A 19,259-nucleotide genomic window follows, 5' to 3' on the forward strand; every position below is an offset into this window, starting at 1 on the left:
CGTCTCCTGCCTACGCCGGCGTAGGACGGGAGTGGAACTGTGGTGCGAAAGCTCCTACAGCTTTAATTGCAACGGCGGATTGTCAGGGCCGAATCTCGATTAACGTTCCATCTCGCACCAACTCCCACACTTCCTGCATGTCGCGGTTGCGCATGGCGATGCAGCCATCGGTCCAGTCGAGGGTGTGGAAGTACCACTCGGGGTAATCGTCGTTAACCGGTGTGCCGTGGATCATGATCATGCTGCCGGCGCTCACGCCTTCGCGGGTGGCGCGGGCGGCGTCGGTGATGTTCGGATAGGTGATGTGCATGGACAGGTTGAAGCGGTCGCTTTCCTTGCGCCAGTCCAGCCAGTACAGGCCTTCCGGGGTCTTCTTGTCGCCCTCGCGCTCCTTGGCGCCCTTGGGTTGCTTGCCCAGGGAAATGCGGTAGGTCTTGAGCGGTTCGCCTCGGCTGATCAATTGCAGGCGGCGCTGGGACTTGATCACCAGCACTTTGTCGATCAGCGGCTGCATGGCAGCTTGCGATTGCGATTGCTGCGGTACCGGTGGCAACGGCTTGCGAATGATGGTCTCGGTGAAGGCCGCCTGGGACACCGAGGTAACGCAAAGGCAGAAAAGGGCAAGCAACCAGCGCATGTAACGGTATCCCTGAAGGCTTTAAGTAATGGGCGAGACGGTCATCGGTGGCAGGTACTCATGGCCTACGGGGTAGTGCTGCCCGATGCGGTCGCGATAGTAGCATTCTAGTGTGCGTATGACGGTCCGGAAAGCCAGGCGGTCCCACGGGATCTCGTGCTCCTCGAACAACCGCACCTCCAGGCTTTCGACACCAACCGCGAAGTCAAGGTCCACCAGTTCGGCGCGGAAGAACACATGCACCTGGTTGATGTGCGGCAGGTCGAACAGCTGGTAGAGGGCCATCGCGCCTACCCGGGCACAGGCTTCCTCGACGGTTTCGCGACGGGCGGCCTGGTCCAGGGTTTCGCCGTTTTCCATGAAGCCGCCGGGCAGGGTCCAGAAGCCGCGACGAGGCTCTATCGCGCGGCGGCACAGCAGCACCTGGCTGCCCCAGGTCGGCAGCACCCCGGCGACGATATTGGGGTTCTGGTAGTGGATGGTCTGGCAATGGTCGCAGACGTACCGCAGGCGGCTGTCGCCTTCCGGGATCCGCTGTATGACTGGCTGGCCGCACGCGTTGCAGAATTTCATGCTGTCTCCCTTTCGTTGCGGTTATCTTGGCGCGCCAGGCAGTGCTGCCGCAAGCGTGCGGGGCTTGGGTGCTGCGTGGCTTTTGGTGCATCATGCACGGCAGGCCTTGGAAACGAGAGTGCGCAATGCTGGACGAGCTACTTCGCCGAATGAGCAACCACCAACCGGCTTCGCTGGAAACCGACCGACGGTTCCCCGAAGCGGCGGTCCTTTTGCCCATTACCCGCAGCGAAGCGCCTGAACTTGTCTTGACCTTGCGTGCCAAGGGCCTCTCGACCCACGGCGGCGAAGTCGCCTTCCCGGGCGGTCGCCGCGACCCGGAAGACCCGGACCTGGTGTTCACCGCCTTGCGCGAAGCCGAAGAAGAAATCGGCCTGCCGCCTGGTCTGGTAGAGGTGATCGGCCCCCTGAGCCCGTTGATTTCCCTGCATGGCCTGAAGGTGACGCCATTCGTCGGGCTGATCCCCGATTTCGTCGAATATCACGCCAATGATGCGGAGATCGCGGCAGTATTCAGCGTGCCGCTGGAATTTTTCCGCCAGGACCCGCGTGACCACACCCACCGTATCGATTACCAGGGCCGCAGCTGGTATGTGCCCAGCTATCGTTATGGCGAATACAAGATCTGGGGGCTGTCGGCGATCATGATCGTCGAACTGGTCAACCTGCTCTATGACGCCGGTATCAGTCTGCACCAGCCCCCTGAGCGCTATATAGAGATCTGAGCGGGGCACACCCCGCCGCCGTTGCCATCCTGAGGAGCGAACATGAAATACCGCCTGGGCGACCTGCGGGTCGAAAGCCATCCCACCAGCTGGGCCGCACCGAATGCCACGCTGATCGGCCGCGTGCGCCTGCAGGCGCGCGCCAGCGTGTGGTTTGGCGCGGTACTGCGGGGCGACAACGAGCTTATCGACATCGGCGAGGACAGCAATGTCCAGGACGGTACGGTGATGCACACCGACATGGGTTCGCCGCTGACCCTCGGCAAGGGCGTGACCATCGGCCACAACGCCATGCTGCATGGCTGCAGCATTGGCGACTACAGCCTGATCGGCATCAATGCGGTGATCCTCAATGGTGCGCGCATCGGCAAGCACTGCATCATCGGCGCCAATGCGCTGATCCCCGAAGGCAAGGAAATTCCCGATGGCTCGCTGGTGATGGGGTCGCCGGGCAAGGTGGTGCGCGAACTGACCGAGCAGCAAAAACGTATGCTCGAGGCCAGCGCCGCCCACTATGTGCACAATGCCGAGCGCTATGCGCGGGAGCTGGTGGTCGACGATGAGTGAGGCGGTTGCCGTTGAACGGCCAGTCGCTTCGCCTTGCGTGAGCATCTGTGCATTGGATGAGCAGGATATCTGCACCGGGTGCCAGCGCACCGTGGCCGAGATTGGCCGGTGGGGGCGGATGGACAACAGCGAGCGCCGGGCGGTGCTGAAGTTGTGCCATGAGCGAGCGGTGGCTGCAGGGTTGATCTTGTAGGAGCGGCCTTGTGTCGCGAAAGGGTTGCGAAGCAGCCCCAGCAATTCTCGAAGCACCGCGGAAAAAACTGGGGCCGCCTTGCGGCCCTTTCGCGACACAAGGCCGCTCCTACAGGGTAGGCGCTGCGGCTGACTCGAAAATCAAGTAATCTGTACCGCTTGCCCGACGGTCACTGCCCATGTTCTTTCTCATCGCCTACATCGCCAGCGTAGTGCTGATCAACTACGCCTTCTCCAGCGCCCCGCACCTGGACGTGATCTGGTCCGCCTGGGGCGGGCTGGTGTTCATCCTGCGCGACATGGTGCAGACCCGCTACGGCCATGGCGCGCTGATCGCCATGCTGATGGCCCTGGTGCTGTCGTATGTCACCTCGGAACCTGCCATCGCCCTGGCCAGCGCCACGGCATTCTTCGTCTCCGAACTGATCGACTGGCTGGTGTTCAGCATCACCCGCCGGCCTTTGCGCGACCGTTTGTGGCTGAGCTCGGCGCTGAGCATTCCGATCGACACGTTCATCTTCTTCGGCATGATCGGCGCCCTGGCGCCCGCCGTCATCGGCACCGCCATGGCCTCGAAATTCGCCGGCGTGACTGCGGTGTGGCTGGCCATGGCATTTCGTGCGCGGCGGGCCGCCGTCGCTGGCTGATGGTGTAGAATACCGGTCCTTTTTCAGCGGGCTGCGCCAAGCCTGGTGCGACCCCGGACGCCTTCGAGGACCTGAAATGACCCGTATCGGAACCCCATTGTCGCCCACCGCGACCCGAGTACTGCTCTGCGGCTGTGGCGAGCTGGGCAAGGAAGTGGTGATCGAGCTACAGCGCCTGGGCGTCGAGGTGATCGCCGTGGACCGCTACGCCAATGCCCCGGCGATGCAGGTCGCGCACCGCAGCCACGTGGTCAACATGCTCGATGGCGTGGCCCTGCGTGCGGTGATCGAAGCTGAAAAACCGCATTACATCGTCCCTGAAATCGAAGCCATCGCCACCGCCACCCTGGTGGAGCTTGAGAACGAAGGCTTCAACGTGGTGCCGACCGCCCGCGCCACCCAGCTGACCATGAACCGCGAAGGCATCCGCCGCCTGGCGGCCGAAGAGCTGGACCTGCCAACCTCGCCCTACCACTTTGCCGACACCTTCGAGGACTACGCCAAGGCGGTGGCCGACGTCGGCTACCCATGCGTGGTCAAGCCGGTGATGAGTTCGTCGGGCAAGGGCCAGAGCCTGCTGCGCAGCGATGCCGACTTGCAGAAGTCGTGGGACTACGCCCAGGAAGGCGGCCGTGCCGGCAAGGGCCGGGTGATCATCGAGGGCTTCATCGATTTCGACTACGAAATCACCCTGCTGACCGTGCGCCACGTGGGCGGCACCACGTACCTGGAGCCGGTCGGCCACCGTCAGGAGAAAGGCGACTACCAGGAATCCTGGCAGCCCCAGGCCATGAGCGCGAAGGCCTTGGCCGAATCGCAGCGCGTGGCCAAGGCCGTCACCGATGCACTGGGTGGGCGCGGTCTGTTCGGTGTGGAGTTGTTCGTCAAGGGCGACCAGGTGTGGTTCAGCGAAGTCTCGCCACGTCCGCATGACACCGGCCTGGTCACCCTGATCTCCCAGGATCTGTCGCAGTTCGCCCTGCATGCCCGCGCCATCCTCGGCCTGCCGATTCCGGTGGTGCGCCAGTTCGGGCCTTCGGCTTCGGCGGTGATCTTGCCTGAGGGGCAGTCGCAGCAGACCAGCTTTGCCAACCTGGGCGCGGCGCTGAGTGAGCCGGATACCGCGATCCGTTTGTTCGGCAAGCCGGAAATCAATGGCCAGCGCCGCATGGGTGTGTGCCTGGCGCGTGACGAGTCGGTGGAAGCGGCGCGGGCCAAGGCGACCCGGGCTTCGCAGGCGGTCAAGGTCGAGTTCTGAACTGAAATTGCGGGGGCCGCTTCGCGGCCCTTTCGCGACACAAGGCCGCTCCTACAGGGATTACGCGTTCCCCTGTAGGAGCGGCCTTGTGTCGCGAAAGGGCTGCAAAGCAGCCCCAGCCCACTCAAAGCTTGCTGTCGCGGGTCTCTTTCAGGCACAGGACAGCGATCAAGCTGATCACCGCCGCCACCGACACATAACCCCCCACCCAGCTAAGCCCGCCCATGCTCACCAATTTCTGAGCAAAAAACGGCGCCGCCGAGGCCCCGACGATCCCGCCCAGGTTATAGGCCGCCGAAGCACCGGTATAACGCACGTGCGTGGGGAACAGTTCCGGCAGCAATGCGCCCATCGGCGCAAAGGTCACCCCCATCAGGAACAGTTCGATGGCCAGGAACAGCGCCACGCCAGTGGTCGAGCCCGAGGTCAGCAACGGCTCCATGGTAAAGCCCGAAGCCACCGCCAGCAGGCCACCGACGATCAGCACCGGTTTGCGCCCGTAGCGGTCGCTGAGCCAGGCCGACAGCGGCGTGGCCAGGGCCATGAAGACCACGGCAAAGCACAGCAGGCCGAGGAAGGTTTCGCGGCTGTAGCCCAGGGTGGTTACCCCGTAGCTCAACGAAAACACCGTCGAGATGTAGAACAGCGCGTAGCACACCACCATCGCCGCCGCGCCCAGCAAGGTCGGCAGCCAGTACTTGGCGAACAGGTCGACCACCGGCATCTTCACCCGCTCATGACGGGCTACCGCCTTGGCGAACACCGGGCTTTCTTCCAGTTTCAGGCGCACGTACAGGCCCACCAGTACCAGCGCGGCGCTGAGCAGGAACGGAATGCGCCAGCCCCATTCACGGAACTGTTCATCGCTGAGCACCAGCGCCAAGGTCAGGAACAAGCCATTGGCCGCCAGGAATCCGATCGATGGGCCAAGCTGCGGGAACATGCCGAACCAGGCGCGCTTGCCTTCCGGCGCGTTCTCGGTGGCCAGCAACGCCGCGCCACCCCATTCGCCACCCAGGCCCAAGCCTTGGCCGAAGCGCAGCACGCAGAGCAGAATCGGTGCCCAGACGCCGATGCTGTCATAGCCCGGCAGCACGCCGATCAGGGTGGTAGATACCCCCATCAGCAGCAACGAGGCGACCAGCGTCGACTTGCGCCCGATACGGTCGCCGAAGTGGCCGAACAGCGCCGAGCCCAGCGGGCGGGCGAGGAAGGCGATACCAAAGGTGAGGAAGGCCGCGAGCATCTGCGCAGTGCCCGACCCGGACGGGAAGAACACCGGGCCGATCACCAGCGCGGCGGCGGTGGCGTAAACGTAGAAGTCGTAAAACTCGATGGCAGTGCCGATGAAACTGGCAGTGGCCACCCGCGCAGGCGAGTTGACCGGCGCGGCAGGCGCTTCGGCGTAGGTGCTGCTGGTTGTCATTAAGTAGGTCCCTAACAGTCTGATTCCGCTCCATGGGCTTTGCCCGCAGCGCCTTGCAGGCACGTCTTTGCGGACGCCGGAGCATATTGTTCTTGTGTTCGCCCGACTGACGATAGCCCAAGGGGGGTAGGGGTGGGAGCGGGTACTGTTCGGGGTGTTGAAGCAGGACCACGGGGCGTGTCAGTGGAGCGGACTGGCCGTGTGGCGCCGGTTGCGGGTAGCAGGCGGGACGGCGGGGCTGGGTAAGCGTGACCCGAGTATAGCTAGCGGGTCACGGTCCACACCAGTACCTTGCTGGCGCAATTGTCCTCTGTTTCGAGGATTTCCAGGCGATAGCGGCCGATCTTCAGGCAAACGGCGCTTTCCGGGATGCTTTCCAGCGCTTCGGTGACCAGCCCGTTGAGGGTCTTCGGGCCGCCGTCGCAGGGCAGGTGCCAGCCCAGGGTGCGGTTGATTTCCCGCAGCGAGGCGGTGCCTTCGATGACGAAGGTGCCGTCGGGTTGGGGGTGGACGTGTGGGTTGTCGAGGCTTTGCTCGTCCTCGAACTCGCCGACGATCTCCTCGAGGATGTCCTCCAGGGTGACGATGCCTTGTACTTCGCCGTATTCGTCCACCACGACGCCCAGGCGCCGTTGCTGCTTGTGGAAGTTCAGCAGTTGCAGTTGCAGGGGCGTGCTTTCGGGAACGAAGTAGGGTTCGTAGCAGGCGCTGTGCAGTGCCTCCAGGGTCAGCTCGGCCTTGGGCAGCAAGTGGCTGATGAGCTTGGTGTTGAGGATTGCTTCGACCTGGTTGATGTCGTTGTGGTAGACCGGCAGGCGTGTGTGGCGGCTGACGATCAACTGCTCGATGATGCGTTCGATCGGCTCGTCCAGGTTGATGCCGTCGACCTCGTTGCGCGGAACCAGGATGTCGTTGACGGTGATCTTGTCCAATGCTTGCAGGCCGTCCAGCAAGCCGTGGCGAGGCGAGTCGAGTTCGTCGTCCTCGTCGAAATCGTCAGCTTCCTGCGGGTGCAGGGCGACCGCTGTGGGTTGCGCGCGGAACGGGCGCAGCAGCAGTTTGGCGCAACCATCGAGCAGGCAGGCCAGGGGTTGGAGCAGGGTGAGTGGTGGCTTGAGCAGGCTGACACCGAGGCTGACGAACGCTTGCGGGTTGCGCCGTGCCAGGCGCCGAGGCAGGTATTCGGCAAGGATCAGCAGGGTCAGGGTCGCCCCCAGGCCGGCTAGCCAGAAGCCATGCTCGCCGCTGTAGCGCTGACCGATCAGGCACGCCAGGCCCAGGACCAGCAGCTTGCCCAGGCTGGCGCAGAGCACCAGGGCCTGGGCCGGCAGTGGCGGCTGCCCGTCGTCGCCGTTGCGCAGCGAGCCGTTGAGTTGCAGGCGGGCGGCATCCACCGCGGTGAACAGCGCCGACCACAGCAGCGCCAGTGCCAGAGTGCCGAATAGCGGAGCGTACGGCAGGGTGTCCATGGGCGACCGTCAGATATGCAGGATGAATTCGCGAACCAGCTTGCTGCCGAAATAGGCCAGCATCAGCAGGCAGAAACCGGCCAGGGTCCAGCGGATGGCCTTGTGCCCTCGCCAGCCCAGGCGCGTGCGGCCCCACAGCAGCACGCTGAACACTATCCAGGCGACACAGGCCAGCAAGGTCTTGTGCACCAGGTGCTGGGCGAACAGGTTGTCGAGGAACAACCAGCCGGAGATCAGCGACAGCGACAGCAGGCACCACCCTGCCCAGAGGAAGCCGAACAGCAGGCTTTCCATGGTCTGCAGGGGCGGGAAGTTGCGGATCAGACCGGACGGGTGCTTGTTCTTGAGCTGGTGATCCTGCAACAGCAGCAGCAGCGACTGGAACACGGCAATGGTGAACAGCCCGTAGGCCAGGATCGACAGCAGGATATGCGCGAGGATGCCTGGCTCTTCGTTGATCAGCGGCACGGTGCCGGGCGTGGCGAACTGGGCCAGCAGTGCGGTGATCGCACCGAGCGGGAACAGCAGCGCCAGCAGGTTCTCCACCGGGATGCGCAGGCAGGCCAGCAGGGTCAGGGCGATGACCGCCACGGCGATCAGGCTGGCGGCGCTGAAGAAATCGAGGCTCAGGCCCAGCGGGGTGATCAGCTGGAAGAACAGCGCACCGGTCTGGGCGAGCACGGCGATGGCACCGAGCAGGCCGAGCAGCCGCTTGTCGGCTTTGTCCGACTGGGCCAGGTGCAAACCTTGATACACGGTCGCAGCTATATAGAGGCCGGCGGCGATCAGGGTAGGGATGAGGCTGGGTGAGGAGACCATAAGTCCTGGTTGGCGAGCCTTAAAGAGACGGAGTTTGGCATAGATCGTCACTGGCAAGGAAGTCTGCCAGGGCCCTATCGCCGGCAAGCCGGCTCCCGCATGGAAGCCGGTGAGGTCCTTGTGGGAGCCGGCTTGCCGGCGATAGGGCCACCGAATATCCCCCAGGCCGCCAGCAAGGTGTGCGGCGCCGCCGCTCTTCGCTATAATCGCCGCCTTGCTGTGCCCAGCGCGTTTACATTTTCACCTGGGCGCCTGACAAACCTCGGCTTTTACTGGGCCTGAAAGGATCACCATGTTCGAAAACCTGACCGACCGCCTGTCACAGACGCTGCGCCATGTCACCGGCAAGGCCAAGCTGACTGAAGACAATATCAAGGACACGTTGCGCGAAGTGCGCATGGCCCTGCTCGAGGCCGACGTTGCCCTGCCGGTGGTCAAGGATTTCGTCAACAGCGTCAAGGAACGTGCGGTCGGCACCGAAGTGTCGCGCAGCCTGACCCCTGGCCAGGCCTTCGTGAAGATCGTCCAGGCCGAGCTGGAAAGCCTGATGGGCGCGGCCAACGAAGACCTCGCGCTGAATGCCGCGCCACCTGCCGTGGTACTGATGGCGGGCCTGCAGGGCGCCGGTAAGACCACCACCGCCGGCAAGCTCGCGCGCTTCCTCAAGGAGCGCAAGAAAAAGAGCGTGATGGTGGTGTCGGCCGACGTCTATCGCCCAGCGGCGATCAAGCAGCTGGAAACCCTGGCCAACGACATCGGCGTGACCTTCTTCCCGTCCGACATCAGCCAGAAGCCGGTGGCCATTGCCGAGGCAGCCATCCGCGAGGCCAAGCTCAAGTTCATCGACGTGGTCATCGTCGACACCGCCGGTCGTCTGCACATCGACGCCGACATGATGTCCGAGATCAAGGCGCTGCATGCTGCGGTCAAGCCGATCGAGACCCTGTTCGTGGTCGACGCCATGACCGGCCAGGACGCCGCCAACACCGCCAAGGCCTTTGGCGAAGCCCTGCCGCTGACCGGCGTGGTGCTGACCAAGGTCGACGGTGACGCCCGTGGCGGTGCTGCGCTGTCGGTACGTGCCATCACCGGCAAGCCGATCAAGTTCATCGGTATGGGCGAGAAGACCGAGGCCCTCGAGCCCTTCCACCCGGACCGCGTCGCCTCACGCATCCTCGGCATGGGCGACGTGCTCAGCCTGATCGAGCAGGCCGAGCAGACCATCGACAAGGCCAAGGCCGACAAGCTGGCCAAGAAGCTGAAGAAGGGCAAGGGCTTCGACCTCGAAGACTTCCGCGACCAGCTGCAGCAGATGAAGAACATGGGCGGCCTGGGCGGCCTGATGGACAAACTGCCGAGCATCGGCGGGGTCAATCTGTCGCAGATGGGCAACGCCCAGGGCGCGGCCGAGAAGCAGTTCAAGCAGATGGAAGCGATCATCAACTCCATGACGCCGGCCGAGCGTCGCGACCCTGACCTGATCAGTGGTTCGCGCAAGCGCCGTATCGCCCTCGGTTCCGGTACCCAGGTGCAGGACATCGGCCGCTTGATCAAGCAGCACAAGCAAATGCAGAAGATGATGAAGAAATTCTCCGCCAAGGGCGGCATGGCCAAGATGATGCGTGGCCTGGGCGGAATGCTGCCAGGCGGCGGCATGCCGAAGCTGTAACCCCTATTCCGGGAGCCGGCCTTTAGCTGGGCAGGCTTCCAGAACCCCCGCCGTGGCGGGGCAACTGCCGTGAATTTCGCGGCTAAACCGGCAAATCTGGACGGTGGGGCAATGCCTTGCCGAAAAAGTCATTTGCAAATGTCCGTGTATTCCCCGAGAATATGCGGCCTTTTGGGCACCCGTGTGCCTATTTGGCATTCAGATTTGCAGTACAAACTGCAACACCGACTATAGGAACGATGTTCACATGGTAACCATTCGTCTGGCCCGTGGCGGCTCGAAAAAGCGCCCATTCTACCACCTGACCGTGACCAACTCGCGTAACGCCCGTGACGGCCGTTTCGTTGAGCGCGTTGGCTTCTTCAACCCGATCGCATCGGGCGCCGAAGTCAAGCTGTCGGTCAACCAAGAGCGCGTCACCTACTGGCTGAGCCAGGGCGCACAGCCGTCTGAGCGCGTTGCTCAGCTGCTGAAGGACGCTGCCAAGGCCGCTGCCTGAACAGTATGAACGCGACGCCAGAAAAGGCTGACGACCTCATCGTCGTTGGCAAGATTTTTTCGGTTCACGGCGTTCGCGGCGAGGTGAAGGTGTATTCCTTTACCGATCCGATTGAAAACCTGTTGGATTATCCGCGCTGGATGCTTCGGCACGAAGGCACGGTAAAGCAGGTCGAGCTGGTCAGCGGTCGTGGCTCCCAAAAGGGCCTGGTCGTGAAACTGAAAGGCCTCGATGATCGCGATGAAGCCCGTCTTCTGAGTGGTTACGAGATCTGCATTGCGCGGAGCCTTTTGCCCAACCTGGCCGCAGACGAGTACTACTGGTACCAGCTGCAGGGCCTGAAGGTCATCAACCAGGACGAACACCTGTTCGGCAAGGTCGATCACCTGTTGGAGACCGGTGCGAACGATGTAATGGTGGTCAAACCCTGCGCAGGCAGCCTGGATGATCGCGAGCGTCTGTTGCCCTATACGGCGCAATGCGTGCTCAACGTCGACCTGGAAGCAGGCGTGATGCGGGTTGAATGGGACGCGGACTTCTAGACGATGGGTAACCTTCGCGTAGACGTCATCACGTTGTTCCCCGAGATGTTCTCGGCCATCACGGAGTACGGCATTACCAGCCGCGCGGTGAAACAGGGGTTGCTTCAGGTGACTTGCTGGAACCCGCGGGACTACACCACAGATCGTCACCACACGGTGGATGATCGGCCGTTTGGCGGTGGTCCGGGCATGGTGATGAAAATCAAGCCTCTGGAAGACGCCCTGGTTAGCGCCAGGCAAGCGACCGGAGCATCGGCAAAGGTGATCTACCTTTCGCCGCAAGGCCGCAAGCTTACCCAGCAGGCGGTCAAAGGCCTGGCAGAGCAGGAATCGTTGATCCTGATCGCCGGTCGTTATGAAGGCATCGACGAGCGCTTTATCGAGGCTCATGTCGATGAGGAGTGGTCGATTGGCGACTATGTGCTTTCCGGTGGCGAGCTGCCGGCCATGGTACTGATCGATGCGGTTACGCGGCTGCTGCCCGGAGCTTTAGGGCATGTGGACTCGGCGGAAGAAGATTCCTTCACCGACGGTCTGCTCGATTGCCCGCATTACACCCGACCCGAGGTGTATGCGGATCAGCGCGTTCCCGACGTGTTGCTAAGTGGCAACCATGCACACATCCGGCGTTGGAGGATGAAGCAGTCCCTTGGTAGGACCTTCGAACGACGCGCCGATCTTCTGGAAAGTCGCTCGCTTTCTGGAGAAGAGAAGAAGCTGCTCGAGGAATATCTCCGCGAGCGGGACGATAGTTAAACGTATCGATGGTGGATCAAGTATCCATCTTAGGAGCACAGCATGACCAACAAGATCATCCAGCAGCTCGAAGCCGAGCAGATGAGCAAGGAAATCCCAACCTTCGCACCAGGCGACACCATTGTCGTTCAGGTTAAAGTGAAGGAAGGTGAGCGTTCCCGTCTGCAGGCGTTCGAAGGCGTCGTTATCGCCAAGCGTAACCGCGGTCTGAACAGCGCCTTCACCGTGCGCAAGATCTCCAGCGGCGTTGGCGTAGAGCGTACCTTCCAGACCTACAGCCCGCAGATCGACAGCCTGGCCGTGAAACGTCGTGGTGACGTGCGTAAAGCCAAGCTGTACTACCTGCGCGACCTGTCCGGCAAAGCCGCTCGCATCAAGGAAAAACTGTCCTGAGTACAGTTTGCCCGGTGGCCCAGGCCGCCTAGCGAGAAAAAAGCAGCCTTCGGGCTGCTTTTTTGCTTTTTGAAACCCCGCAATGTGACAGACATGACTGCCCGAGATCAGGAAATCCAGCGCCGCACCGAGCTTTCGGTGACCCGCGTGACCAAAGCCGTATTCCCCAACACCACCAACCACCACAACACCCTCTTTGGCGGCACTGCGCTGGCCTGGATGGACGAAGTGTCGTTCATCGCCGCCACGCGCTTCTGCCGCCTGCCGTTGGTGACCGTGTCCACCGACCGCATCGACTTCAAGCACCCGATCCCGGCGGGCTCGATCGTCGAGCTGGTCGGCACGGTGATCAAGGTTGGCAATACCAGCCTGCAAGTGCAGGTCGATGTGTTCGTCGAGAACATGTACCTCGATGGCCGCGAGCGAGCGATTCATGGTGTGTTCAGCTTCGTTGCCATCGACGAGGACAAGCGCCCGGTGCCCGTGCTGCCTCAGGCCTGACTCAACTCCGCGACTGCGGGTTCCACCAGCGCCACCAATGTCCAGCCTGCTTGGGGTTGCAGTGGTTCGTCAGGGCTGGCGACATGCACCCAACCGTGTTCGTCACGTGCGAACAGCAGGTGTGCCCGTTCACCATGCAGGGCCCGGTAGTCCTCCCAGTCGAAGCCTTCGGTGAGTGTGGTGCTGTAGAACTGCGCGCCTTCATGCAGGCGGTTGGCCAGTTGCAGATAGGTCATCGGGCTTGCACCGAGCAGATGCCCGCGGTGCTCTTCGGCGGCCCGGTGCTTGTCGCTGCGCTGCTTCTCCAGGCCGCTGGCCAGCACGAACAAGCGGCCGTGGCCAAAGTCATGGCGAAAGCGTGCGCAGGCCAGGGCATTGATCTCGCCCGCAGGCGACAACCCCAGCAGATGGCCCAGACCGACCAGGTCAAGGTGCGCATCAGCATGCTGCGAGGCCGGGTTGCCAAAATAGGTGGGCAGCCCATCCATGCGCGCTGCGCGGATGTTTTCCCAGCTCGAATCGGTCAGCAGCACGCGACAGCCCAGTTGCTGCAACGCCTTGCCGATGGCCCGGGCCGGCTCGTTGGCGCCGACGATGAGAAAGCCGCTGGGCGCCGGCTCTGCGACCTTGAGCAGGCGTGCCAGGGGGCGTGCCGTGGCGCTCTGTATGACCACGGTGCCAATGATCACGGCGAAGGTCAGCGGCACCAGCAGCAGGGCGCCCTGGTGGCCGGCCTCGTGCAGGCGGATGGCAAAGATCGCCGACACCGCCGCGGCGACGATGCCGCGTGGCGCGACCCAGGCGAGCAGGGCGCGTTCGCGCCAGTTCAGCGATGAGCCCAGGGTCGACAGCGCCACATTGAGCGGTCGCGCCAGCAGCTGGATCACCAACAGCAGCGCCAGCACAGCGGGCCCCAGGCCGATCATGGCGTGCAGGTCGAGGCGCGCGGCGAGCAGGATGAACAGGCCGGAGATCAGCAATACGCTGAGGTTTTCCTTGAAGTGCAGGATTTGCCGCACATCGACCCCGCGCATGTTGGCCAGCCACATGCCCATCACCGTGACGGCCAGCAACCCGGATTCGTGGACGATCTGGTTGGCGGCGATGAAAATGCCCAGCACCGCAGCCAGCGAGGCCAGGTTGTGAAGGTATTCCGGCAGCCACTGTTCCCGCATGATCTGCCCGAGCAGCCAGCCGCCTGCCGCCCCCAGGGCGCTGCCGCAGAAGATCACCCCGGCGAAGGTCACCAGGCTCTGGGTCAGGCCATCGCCAGCGCCACTGGCGATGATGAAGCTGTACACCACCACGGCCAGCAGGGCACCGATCGGGTCGATCATGATGCCTTCCCAGCGCAGGATGTTGGCGATGGCCGCCTTGGGCCGCACCACCCGCAGCATCGGCACGATCACGGTGGGGCCGGTGACCAGGGTCAGGGTGCCGAACAGGATCGCCAAGGGCCAGTCGAAGCCCAGCAGCCAGTGGGTAGCCAGCGCGATCACCAGCCAGGTCGACAGTGCGCCCACGGTCACCAGCCGGTGCACCACGCTGCCGATGTCGCGCCACTGCGACAGGTGCAGGGTCAGGCTGCCTTCGAACAGGATCAGCGCCACCGCCAGCGACACCAGTGGCATCAGCAATGGGCCGAACAGTGCTTGCGGGTCGAGCCAGCCAAGGATCGGCCCGGCGAGGATGCCGGCCAGCAGCAGAAACAGGATAGCGGGTAATTTCAGGCGCCAGGCCAGCCACTGGCAGGCCAAGGCGGCAGCGCCGATACCGCCGACGCTGAGAAGGATCTGCTGTTCGTTCATGCGGGCTCCCTATGCCGGCGTGGTTATGAAAGACTAAGCGCCATTTCGTCGTTTTCCACCGAGTTTTCATGCCTGCCCTCGACCACCCTCTGATCGACCAGTTCCTCGACGCCCTGTGGCTGGAAAAAGGCCTGTCCGACAACACCCGTGTTTCCTACCGCAGCGACCTGGCACTGTTCAATGGCTGGCTGCAGGAGCATTCGGTGACCCTGCCCGACGCCGGCCGCGAGTTGATTCTCGACCACTTGGCCTGGCGCCTCGACCAGGGCTACAAGCCGCGTTCCACGGCACGCTTTCTCTCGGGCCTGCGCGGCTTCTTTCGTTACCTGCTGCGGGAAAAGCTAGTAGCCGTCGACCCCACCTTGCAGGTCGAGATGCCGCAATTGGGCAAGCCATTGCCCAAATCGCTGTCGGAAGCCGATGTCGAGGCATTGTTACAAGCCCCGGACCTTGGCGAAGCCATCGGCCAGCGCGACCGTGCGATGCTCGAAGTGCTCTACGCGTGCGGCTTGCGGGTGACCGAGCTGGTGAGCCTGACCCTTGACCAAGTCAACTTGCGCCAGGGTGTGCTGCGGGTAATGGGCAAGGGCAGCAAGGAGCGCCTGATGCCGATGGGCGAGGAGGCGGTGCTGTGGCTGGAGCGCTATGTGCGGGACGGTCGCACCGAGCTGCTCAATGGCCGGCCGAGCGACGTGCTGTTCCCCAGTCAGCGCGGCGAGCAGATGACCCGCCAGACCTTCTGGCACCGCATCAAGCACCATGCACGGGTAGCGGGCATCGACAAGTCCTTGTCGCCGCACACCCTGCGCCACGCCTTCGCCACCCACTTGCTCAACCACGGCGCCGACCTGCGCGTGGTGCAGATGCTGCTGGGCCACAGCGACCTGTCGACCACGCAGATCTACACCCATGTGGCCAAGGCCCGTTTGCAGCAGTTGCATGCCCAGCATCACCCGCGTGGATGAATGATTTTCATGTTCCGCCGGCCGGTACCTGCAGACCCCTTCATTGACGGTGTGATGTGGTAGGCTTGAGCGGTTTGCACCAAGGGCCGCACGGTCGCCGCGGTTTTTCCGCGGGTGACGCCCTCCGGCCCCTGTCCGCCTTCAGGAGTTCCCATGCGTTTGACCCAGATGATCGCCGCCGCCGCGTTGGCGCTGGCCAGTACCTTCGCCGTTGCCGCGGCGACCGATAGCAATGCCGTTGCCGAGCAGGCCATCCGCAAATCGTTGCAGAACCTCGAACTGGAAGTGCCCGTGGAAAGCGTGGCCAGCAGCCCGGTCAGCGGCCTCTATGAAGTGAAGCTGCAGGGCGGTCGCGTGCTGTACGCCAGCGGCGACGGCCAGTTCGTCATGCAGGGCTATCTGTTCCAGATCCAGGACGGCAAGCCGGTCAACCTGACTGAAAAGACCGAACGCCTGGGCATCGCCAAGCTCATCAACGGCATTCCAGCCGCCGAGATGGTGGTTTATCCTGCCAAGGGCGAAACCAAGTCGCACATCACCGTATTCACCGACACGACCTGCCCGTACTGCCACAAGCTGCACGCCGAAGTCCCGGAGCTCAACCGTCGCGGTATCGAAGTGCGTTATGTCGCCTTCCCGCGCCAGGGCCTCGGTTCGTCGGGTGATGAGCAGTTGCAGGCCGTGTGGTGCTCCAGCGACCGCCGCGCGGCGCTGGACAAGATGGTCGAAGGCAAGGAAATCAAGGCCGCCAAGTGCGCCAACCCGGTCAGCAAGCAGTTCCAGCTGGGCCAGTCGATCGGGGTCAATGGCACCCCGGCGATCGTGCTCGAGAACGGCCAGGTGATCCCGGGCTACCAGCCTGCGCCACAAGTGGCCAAGCTGGCCCTGGCTGGCCAGCAGCAGGCCGCCAAGTAATTCATTCAGTACGCCGTCGTCATGGGGTGACGGCATGTTTCACGGTCGGCGCAGGTGCCGGCCGTTCAATGGGGAGTTCACAGTGAAACCGGTCAAAGTAGGCATCTGTGGGTTGGGGACCGTCGGTGGCGGTACCTTCAATGTACTTCAGCGCAACGCCGAGGAGATTGCCCGCCGTGCCGGGCGCGGTATTGAAGTGGCACAGATCGCCATGCGCTCGCAGAACCCGAACTGCCAGATTACCGGTACCCCCATTACCGCTGATGTGTTCGACGTTGCGAACAACCCGGAGATCGACATTGTCATCGAGCTGATCGGTGGCTACACCGTGGCCCGTGACCTGGTGCTCAAGGCCATCGAAAACGGCAAGCACGTGGTCACCGCCAACAAGGCGCTGATCGCCGTGCACGGCAACGAAATCTTCGCCAAGGCCCGCGAGAAGGGCGTCATCGTCGCCTTCGAAGCTGCGGTGGCTGGCGGCATCCCGGTGATCAAGGCGATCCGCGAAGGCCTGTCGGCCAACCGCATCAACTGGCTGGCCGGGATCATCAACGGCACCGGCAACTTCATCCTCACCGAGATGCGCGAGAAAGGTCGTGCCTTCCCCGACGTGCTGGCCGAAGCCCAGGCGCTGGGTTATGCCGAAGCCGACCCGACCTTCGACGTCGAAGGCATCGATGCGGCGCACAAGCTGACCATCCTGGCTTCCATCGCCTTCGGCATCCCGCTGCAGTTCGAAAAGGCCTACACCGAAGGCATCACTCAACTGACCACTGCTGACGTGAACTACGCCGAAGCCCTGGGCTACCGCATCAAGCACCTGGGCGTGGCCCGCAGCACCGACGCGGGCATCGAGCTGCGCGTGCACCCGACGCTGATTCCGGCCGACCGCCTGATCGCCAACGTCAATGGCGTGATGAACGCCGTGATGGTCAATGGCGACGCTGCCGGTTCCACCCTGTACTACGGCGCCGGTGCCGGCATGGAGCCGACGGCTTCCTCGGTGGTCGCCGACCTGGTCGATGTGGTCCGCGCCATGACGTCCGACCCGGAAAACCGTGTGCCGCACCTGGCCTTCCAGCCGGACTCGCTGTCGGCCCACCCGATCCTGCCGATCGAAGCCTGCGAAAGTGCCTACTACTTGCGCATCCAGGCCAAGGACCACCCGGGCGTACTGGCCCAGGTGGCGAGCATCCTGTCGGAGCGCGGCATCAACATCGAGTCGATCATGCAGAAGGAAGCCGAGGAACAGGATGGCCTGGTGCCGATGATCCTGCTGACCCACGGTGTGGTCGAGCAGCGCATCAATGACGCCATCGTCGCCCTGGAAGCCCTGCAGGACGTGGTCGGCAAGGTCGTGCGCATCCGCGTCGAACAGCTCAACTAATTTCCCCCACGGGCCGCGACGGCGGCCCGGGCCCAGCATCGAAGGTTTGTAGCCATGCGTTATATCAGCACCCGCGGCCAGGCACCGGCCCTGAATTTCGAAGACGTCCTGCTGGCGGGCCTTGCCAGCGACGGCGGCCTGTACGTACCCGAGAACCTGCCACGCTTCACCCAGGAAGAAATCGCCTCCTGGGCCGGCCTGCCGTACCACGAGCTGGCCTTCCGGGTGATGCGCCCGTTCGTCACCGGCAGCATTGCCGACGCCGACTTCAAGAAGATCCTCGAAGAAACCTACGGTGAGTTCGCTCATGCCGCCGTTGCACCGCTGCGTCAGCTGAACAGCAACGAGTGGGTCATGGAGCTGTTCCACGGCCCGACTCTGGCGTTCAAGGACTTCGCCCTGCAACTGCTCGGCCGCCTGCTCGACCACGTGCTGGCCAAGCGCGGCGAGCGCGTGGTGATCATCGGTGCCACCAGTGGTGACACCGGTTCCGCCGCCATCGAAGGCTGCCGCCGTTGCGACAACGTCGACATCTTCATCCTTCACCCGCACCAGCGTGTGTCGGAAGTGCAGCGTCGGCAGATGACCACCATCTTCGGTGAGAACATCCACAACATCGCCATCGAAGGCAACTTCGACGACTGCCAGGAAATGGTCAAGGCCAGCTTCGCCGACCAGTCCTTCCTCAAGGGCACTCGCCTGGTGGCGGTCAACTCGATCAACTGGGCGCGGATCATGGCCCAGATCGTCTACTACTTCCATGCTGCTCTGCAGCTGGGCGGCCCGGCCCGTTCGGTGGCGTTCTCGGTACCGACCGGCAACTTCGGCGACATCTTCGCCGGTTACCTGGCGCGCAACATGGGTCTGCCGATCAGCCAGCTGGTGGTGGCAACCAACCGCAACGACATCCTGCACCGCTTCATGAGCGGCAACCAGTACGTCAAGGAAACCCTGCACGCGACCCTGTCGCCGTCGATGGACATCATGGTCTCGTCCAACTTCGAGCGCCTGCTGTTCGACCTGCATGGCCGCAACGGCGCCGCCATCGGCGAACTGATGGCCAACTTCAAGCAGGGCGGCGGCTTCAGCGTCGAGCAAGACCGCTGGACCGAAGCCCGCAAGCTGTTCGATTCGCTGGCCGTGAGCGATGAGCAAACCTGCGAGACCATCGCTGAAGTCTTTGCCAGCACCGGTGAAGTGCTCGACCCGCACACCGCGATCGGCGTCAAGGCCGCCCGCGAGTGCCGCCGCAGCCTGGACACGCCGATGGTGGTACTGGGCACTGCGCACCCGGTCAAGTTCCCGGAAGCGGTGGAGAAGGCCGGCATCGGCAAGGCGCTGGAGCTGCCAGAACACTTGAGCGACCTGTTCAGCCGCGAAGAGCGCTGCACGGTACTGGCCAACGACCTGAAGGCAATGCAGGCCTTCGTCAGCCAGCACGGTAATCGCGGCAAGCCGCTTTAAGCGGAAGTCGAAGGGGCCGCTGTGCGGCCCAATCGCCGGCAAGCCGG

The 19,259-nt window shown here is 63.3% G+C and carries 21 protein-coding genes; 15 read left to right on the plus strand and 6 right to left on the minus strand.

Going from position 1 to position 19,259, the window contains the following annotated elements:
• Positions 1-82: 82 nt before the first annotated feature.
• Positions 83-637: a murein L,D-transpeptidase family protein gene (locus ACIPZG_RS01620; RefSeq protein WP_400709534.1), complete on the minus strand. Its 555-nt coding sequence runs from the start codon at positions 635-637 to the stop codon at positions 83-85.
• A 21-nt stretch (positions 638-658) separates the two neighbouring features.
• Positions 659-1,210, minus strand: a complete 552-nt coding sequence (locus ACIPZG_RS01625) for an NUDIX hydrolase (RefSeq protein ID WP_400709537.1) — start codon at positions 1,208-1,210, stop codon at positions 659-661.
• Positions 1,211-1,335: 125 nt separating this feature from the next.
• On the opposite strand from ACIPZG_RS01625, the gene ACIPZG_RS01630 reads away from it, so the two are divergent.
• The 5 genes from ACIPZG_RS01630 (at position 1,336) to purT (ending at position 4,599) form a co-directional block, all read left to right on the plus strand.
• A complete protein-coding gene (locus ACIPZG_RS01630; RefSeq protein WP_008094467.1) occupies positions 1,336-1,935 on the plus strand; it encodes a CoA pyrophosphatase in 600 nt (199 codons plus the stop codon).
• Positions 1,936-1,977: 42 nt separating this feature from the next.
• The gene (locus tag ACIPZG_RS01635; protein ID WP_008094469.1) at positions 1,978-2,502 is read left to right on the plus strand and encodes a gamma carbonic anhydrase family protein; all 525 of its coding nucleotides are present in this window, start codon (positions 1,978-1,980) and stop codon (positions 2,500-2,502) included.
• On the plus strand, positions 2,495-2,695 hold the full coding sequence (locus ACIPZG_RS01640) for a DUF1289 domain-containing protein (protein WP_400639195.1): 201 nt from the start codon (positions 2,495-2,497) through the stop codon (positions 2,693-2,695). The genes ACIPZG_RS01635 and ACIPZG_RS01640 overlap by 8 nt, the downstream gene beginning before the upstream one ends.
• Positions 2,696-2,873: 178 nt before the next feature.
• Positions 2,874-3,341, plus strand: coding sequence for a preQ0 transporter (locus tag ACIPZG_RS01645; RefSeq protein WP_400709541.1), 468 nt, complete (start codon positions 2,874-2,876; stop codon positions 3,339-3,341).
• Between the two features lie 76 nt (positions 3,342-3,417).
• Positions 3,418-4,599 carry a formate-dependent phosphoribosylglycinamide formyltransferase gene (gene purT / locus ACIPZG_RS01650; RefSeq protein WP_008094474.1) on the plus strand — a complete coding sequence of 394 codons (1,182 nt, stop codon included), beginning with the start codon at positions 3,418-3,420 and terminating at the stop codon, positions 4,597-4,599.
• A 124-nt stretch (positions 4,600-4,723) separates the two neighbouring features.
• Here the strand turns inward: purT and ACIPZG_RS01655 are convergent, their stop codons facing one another.
• The 3 genes from ACIPZG_RS01655 to ACIPZG_RS01665 form a co-directional block, all read right to left on the minus strand.
• Positions 4,724-6,025 (minus strand): MFS transporter, encoded by a 1,302-nt coding sequence (locus tag ACIPZG_RS01655; RefSeq protein WP_400709544.1) that lies wholly within the window; start codon positions 6,023-6,025, stop codon positions 4,724-4,726.
• Positions 6,026-6,288: 263 nt separating this feature from the next.
• Positions 6,289-7,494 (minus strand): transporter associated domain-containing protein, encoded by a 1,206-nt coding sequence (locus ACIPZG_RS01660; protein WP_400709547.1) that lies wholly within the window; start codon positions 7,492-7,494, stop codon positions 6,289-6,291.
• Between the two features lie 9 nt (positions 7,495-7,503).
• Complete coding sequence (locus ACIPZG_RS01665) at positions 7,504-8,313, minus strand: inner membrane protein YpjD (protein ID WP_400709550.1); 810 nt, start codon at positions 8,311-8,313, stop codon at positions 7,504-7,506.
• Between the two features lie 292 nt (positions 8,314-8,605).
• Between ACIPZG_RS01665 and ffh the strand changes: the two genes are divergently transcribed.
• From ffh to ACIPZG_RS01695, 6 genes are all read left to right on the plus strand, one after another.
• The gene (gene ffh, locus ACIPZG_RS01670; RefSeq protein ID WP_400709553.1) at positions 8,606-9,982 is read left to right on the plus strand and encodes a signal recognition particle protein; all 1,377 of its coding nucleotides are present in this window, start codon (positions 8,606-8,608) and stop codon (positions 9,980-9,982) included.
• Positions 9,983-10,229: 247 nt separating this feature from the next.
• Positions 10,230-10,481 (plus strand): 30S ribosomal protein S16, encoded by a 252-nt coding sequence (gene rpsP / locus ACIPZG_RS01675; protein ID WP_008094480.1) that lies wholly within the window; start codon positions 10,230-10,232, stop codon positions 10,479-10,481.
• A 5-nt stretch (positions 10,482-10,486) separates the two neighbouring features.
• Positions 10,487-11,023, plus strand: a complete 537-nt coding sequence (gene rimM, locus ACIPZG_RS01680; protein ID WP_008094485.1) for a ribosome maturation factor RimM — start codon at positions 10,487-10,489, stop codon at positions 11,021-11,023.
• Positions 11,024-11,026: 3 nt separating this feature from the next.
• Positions 11,027-11,779, plus strand: a complete 753-nt coding sequence (trmD, locus tag ACIPZG_RS01685) for a tRNA (guanosine(37)-N1)-methyltransferase TrmD (protein ID WP_008094486.1) — start codon at positions 11,027-11,029, stop codon at positions 11,777-11,779.
• A gap of 42 nt (positions 11,780-11,821) precedes the next feature.
• Positions 11,822-12,172, plus strand: coding sequence for a 50S ribosomal protein L19 (rplS, locus tag ACIPZG_RS01690; RefSeq protein WP_008094487.1), 351 nt, complete (start codon positions 11,822-11,824; stop codon positions 12,170-12,172).
• 93 nt (positions 12,173-12,265) lie between these two features.
• Positions 12,266-12,673, plus strand: coding sequence for an acyl-CoA thioesterase (locus ACIPZG_RS01695; RefSeq protein WP_008094490.1), 408 nt, complete (start codon positions 12,266-12,268; stop codon positions 12,671-12,673).
• On the opposite strand, the gene ACIPZG_RS01700 is transcribed toward ACIPZG_RS01695, so the two are convergent.
• Positions 12,664-14,481: a cation:proton antiporter gene (locus ACIPZG_RS01700; protein WP_400709556.1), complete on the minus strand. Its 1,818-nt coding sequence runs from the start codon at positions 14,479-14,481 to the stop codon at positions 12,664-12,666. The two genes, ACIPZG_RS01695 and ACIPZG_RS01700, sit on opposite strands and share 10 nt — an antisense overlap.
• Before the next feature lie 68 nt (positions 14,482-14,549).
• Between ACIPZG_RS01700 and xerD the strand changes: the two genes are divergently transcribed.
• The 4 genes from xerD (at position 14,550) to thrC (ending at position 19,212) form a co-directional block, all read left to right on the plus strand.
• The gene (xerD, locus tag ACIPZG_RS01705) at positions 14,550-15,446 is read left to right on the plus strand and encodes a site-specific tyrosine recombinase XerD (RefSeq protein WP_400709559.1); all 897 of its coding nucleotides are present in this window, start codon (positions 14,550-14,552) and stop codon (positions 15,444-15,446) included.
• A gap of 153 nt (positions 15,447-15,599) precedes the next feature.
• Complete coding sequence (locus ACIPZG_RS01710; protein WP_008094498.1) at positions 15,600-16,361, plus strand: thioredoxin fold domain-containing protein; 762 nt, start codon at positions 15,600-15,602, stop codon at positions 16,359-16,361.
• An 82-nt stretch (positions 16,362-16,443) separates the two neighbouring features.
• Entirely contained in the window at positions 16,444-17,748 is a 1,305-nt protein-coding gene (locus ACIPZG_RS01715; RefSeq protein WP_400639202.1) for a homoserine dehydrogenase, read from the plus strand.
• A gap of 54 nt (positions 17,749-17,802) precedes the next feature.
• Positions 17,803-19,212: a threonine synthase gene (thrC, locus tag ACIPZG_RS01720; protein WP_400709562.1), complete on the plus strand. Its 1,410-nt coding sequence runs from the start codon at positions 17,803-17,805 to the stop codon at positions 19,210-19,212.
• The last annotated feature ends 47 nt before the right edge of the window (positions 19,213-19,259 follow it).

The organism is Pseudomonas sp. NPDC089395 (assembly GCF_044749525.1).
Lineage (GTDB): Bacteria > Pseudomonadota > Gammaproteobacteria > Pseudomonadales > Pseudomonadaceae > Aquipseudomonas.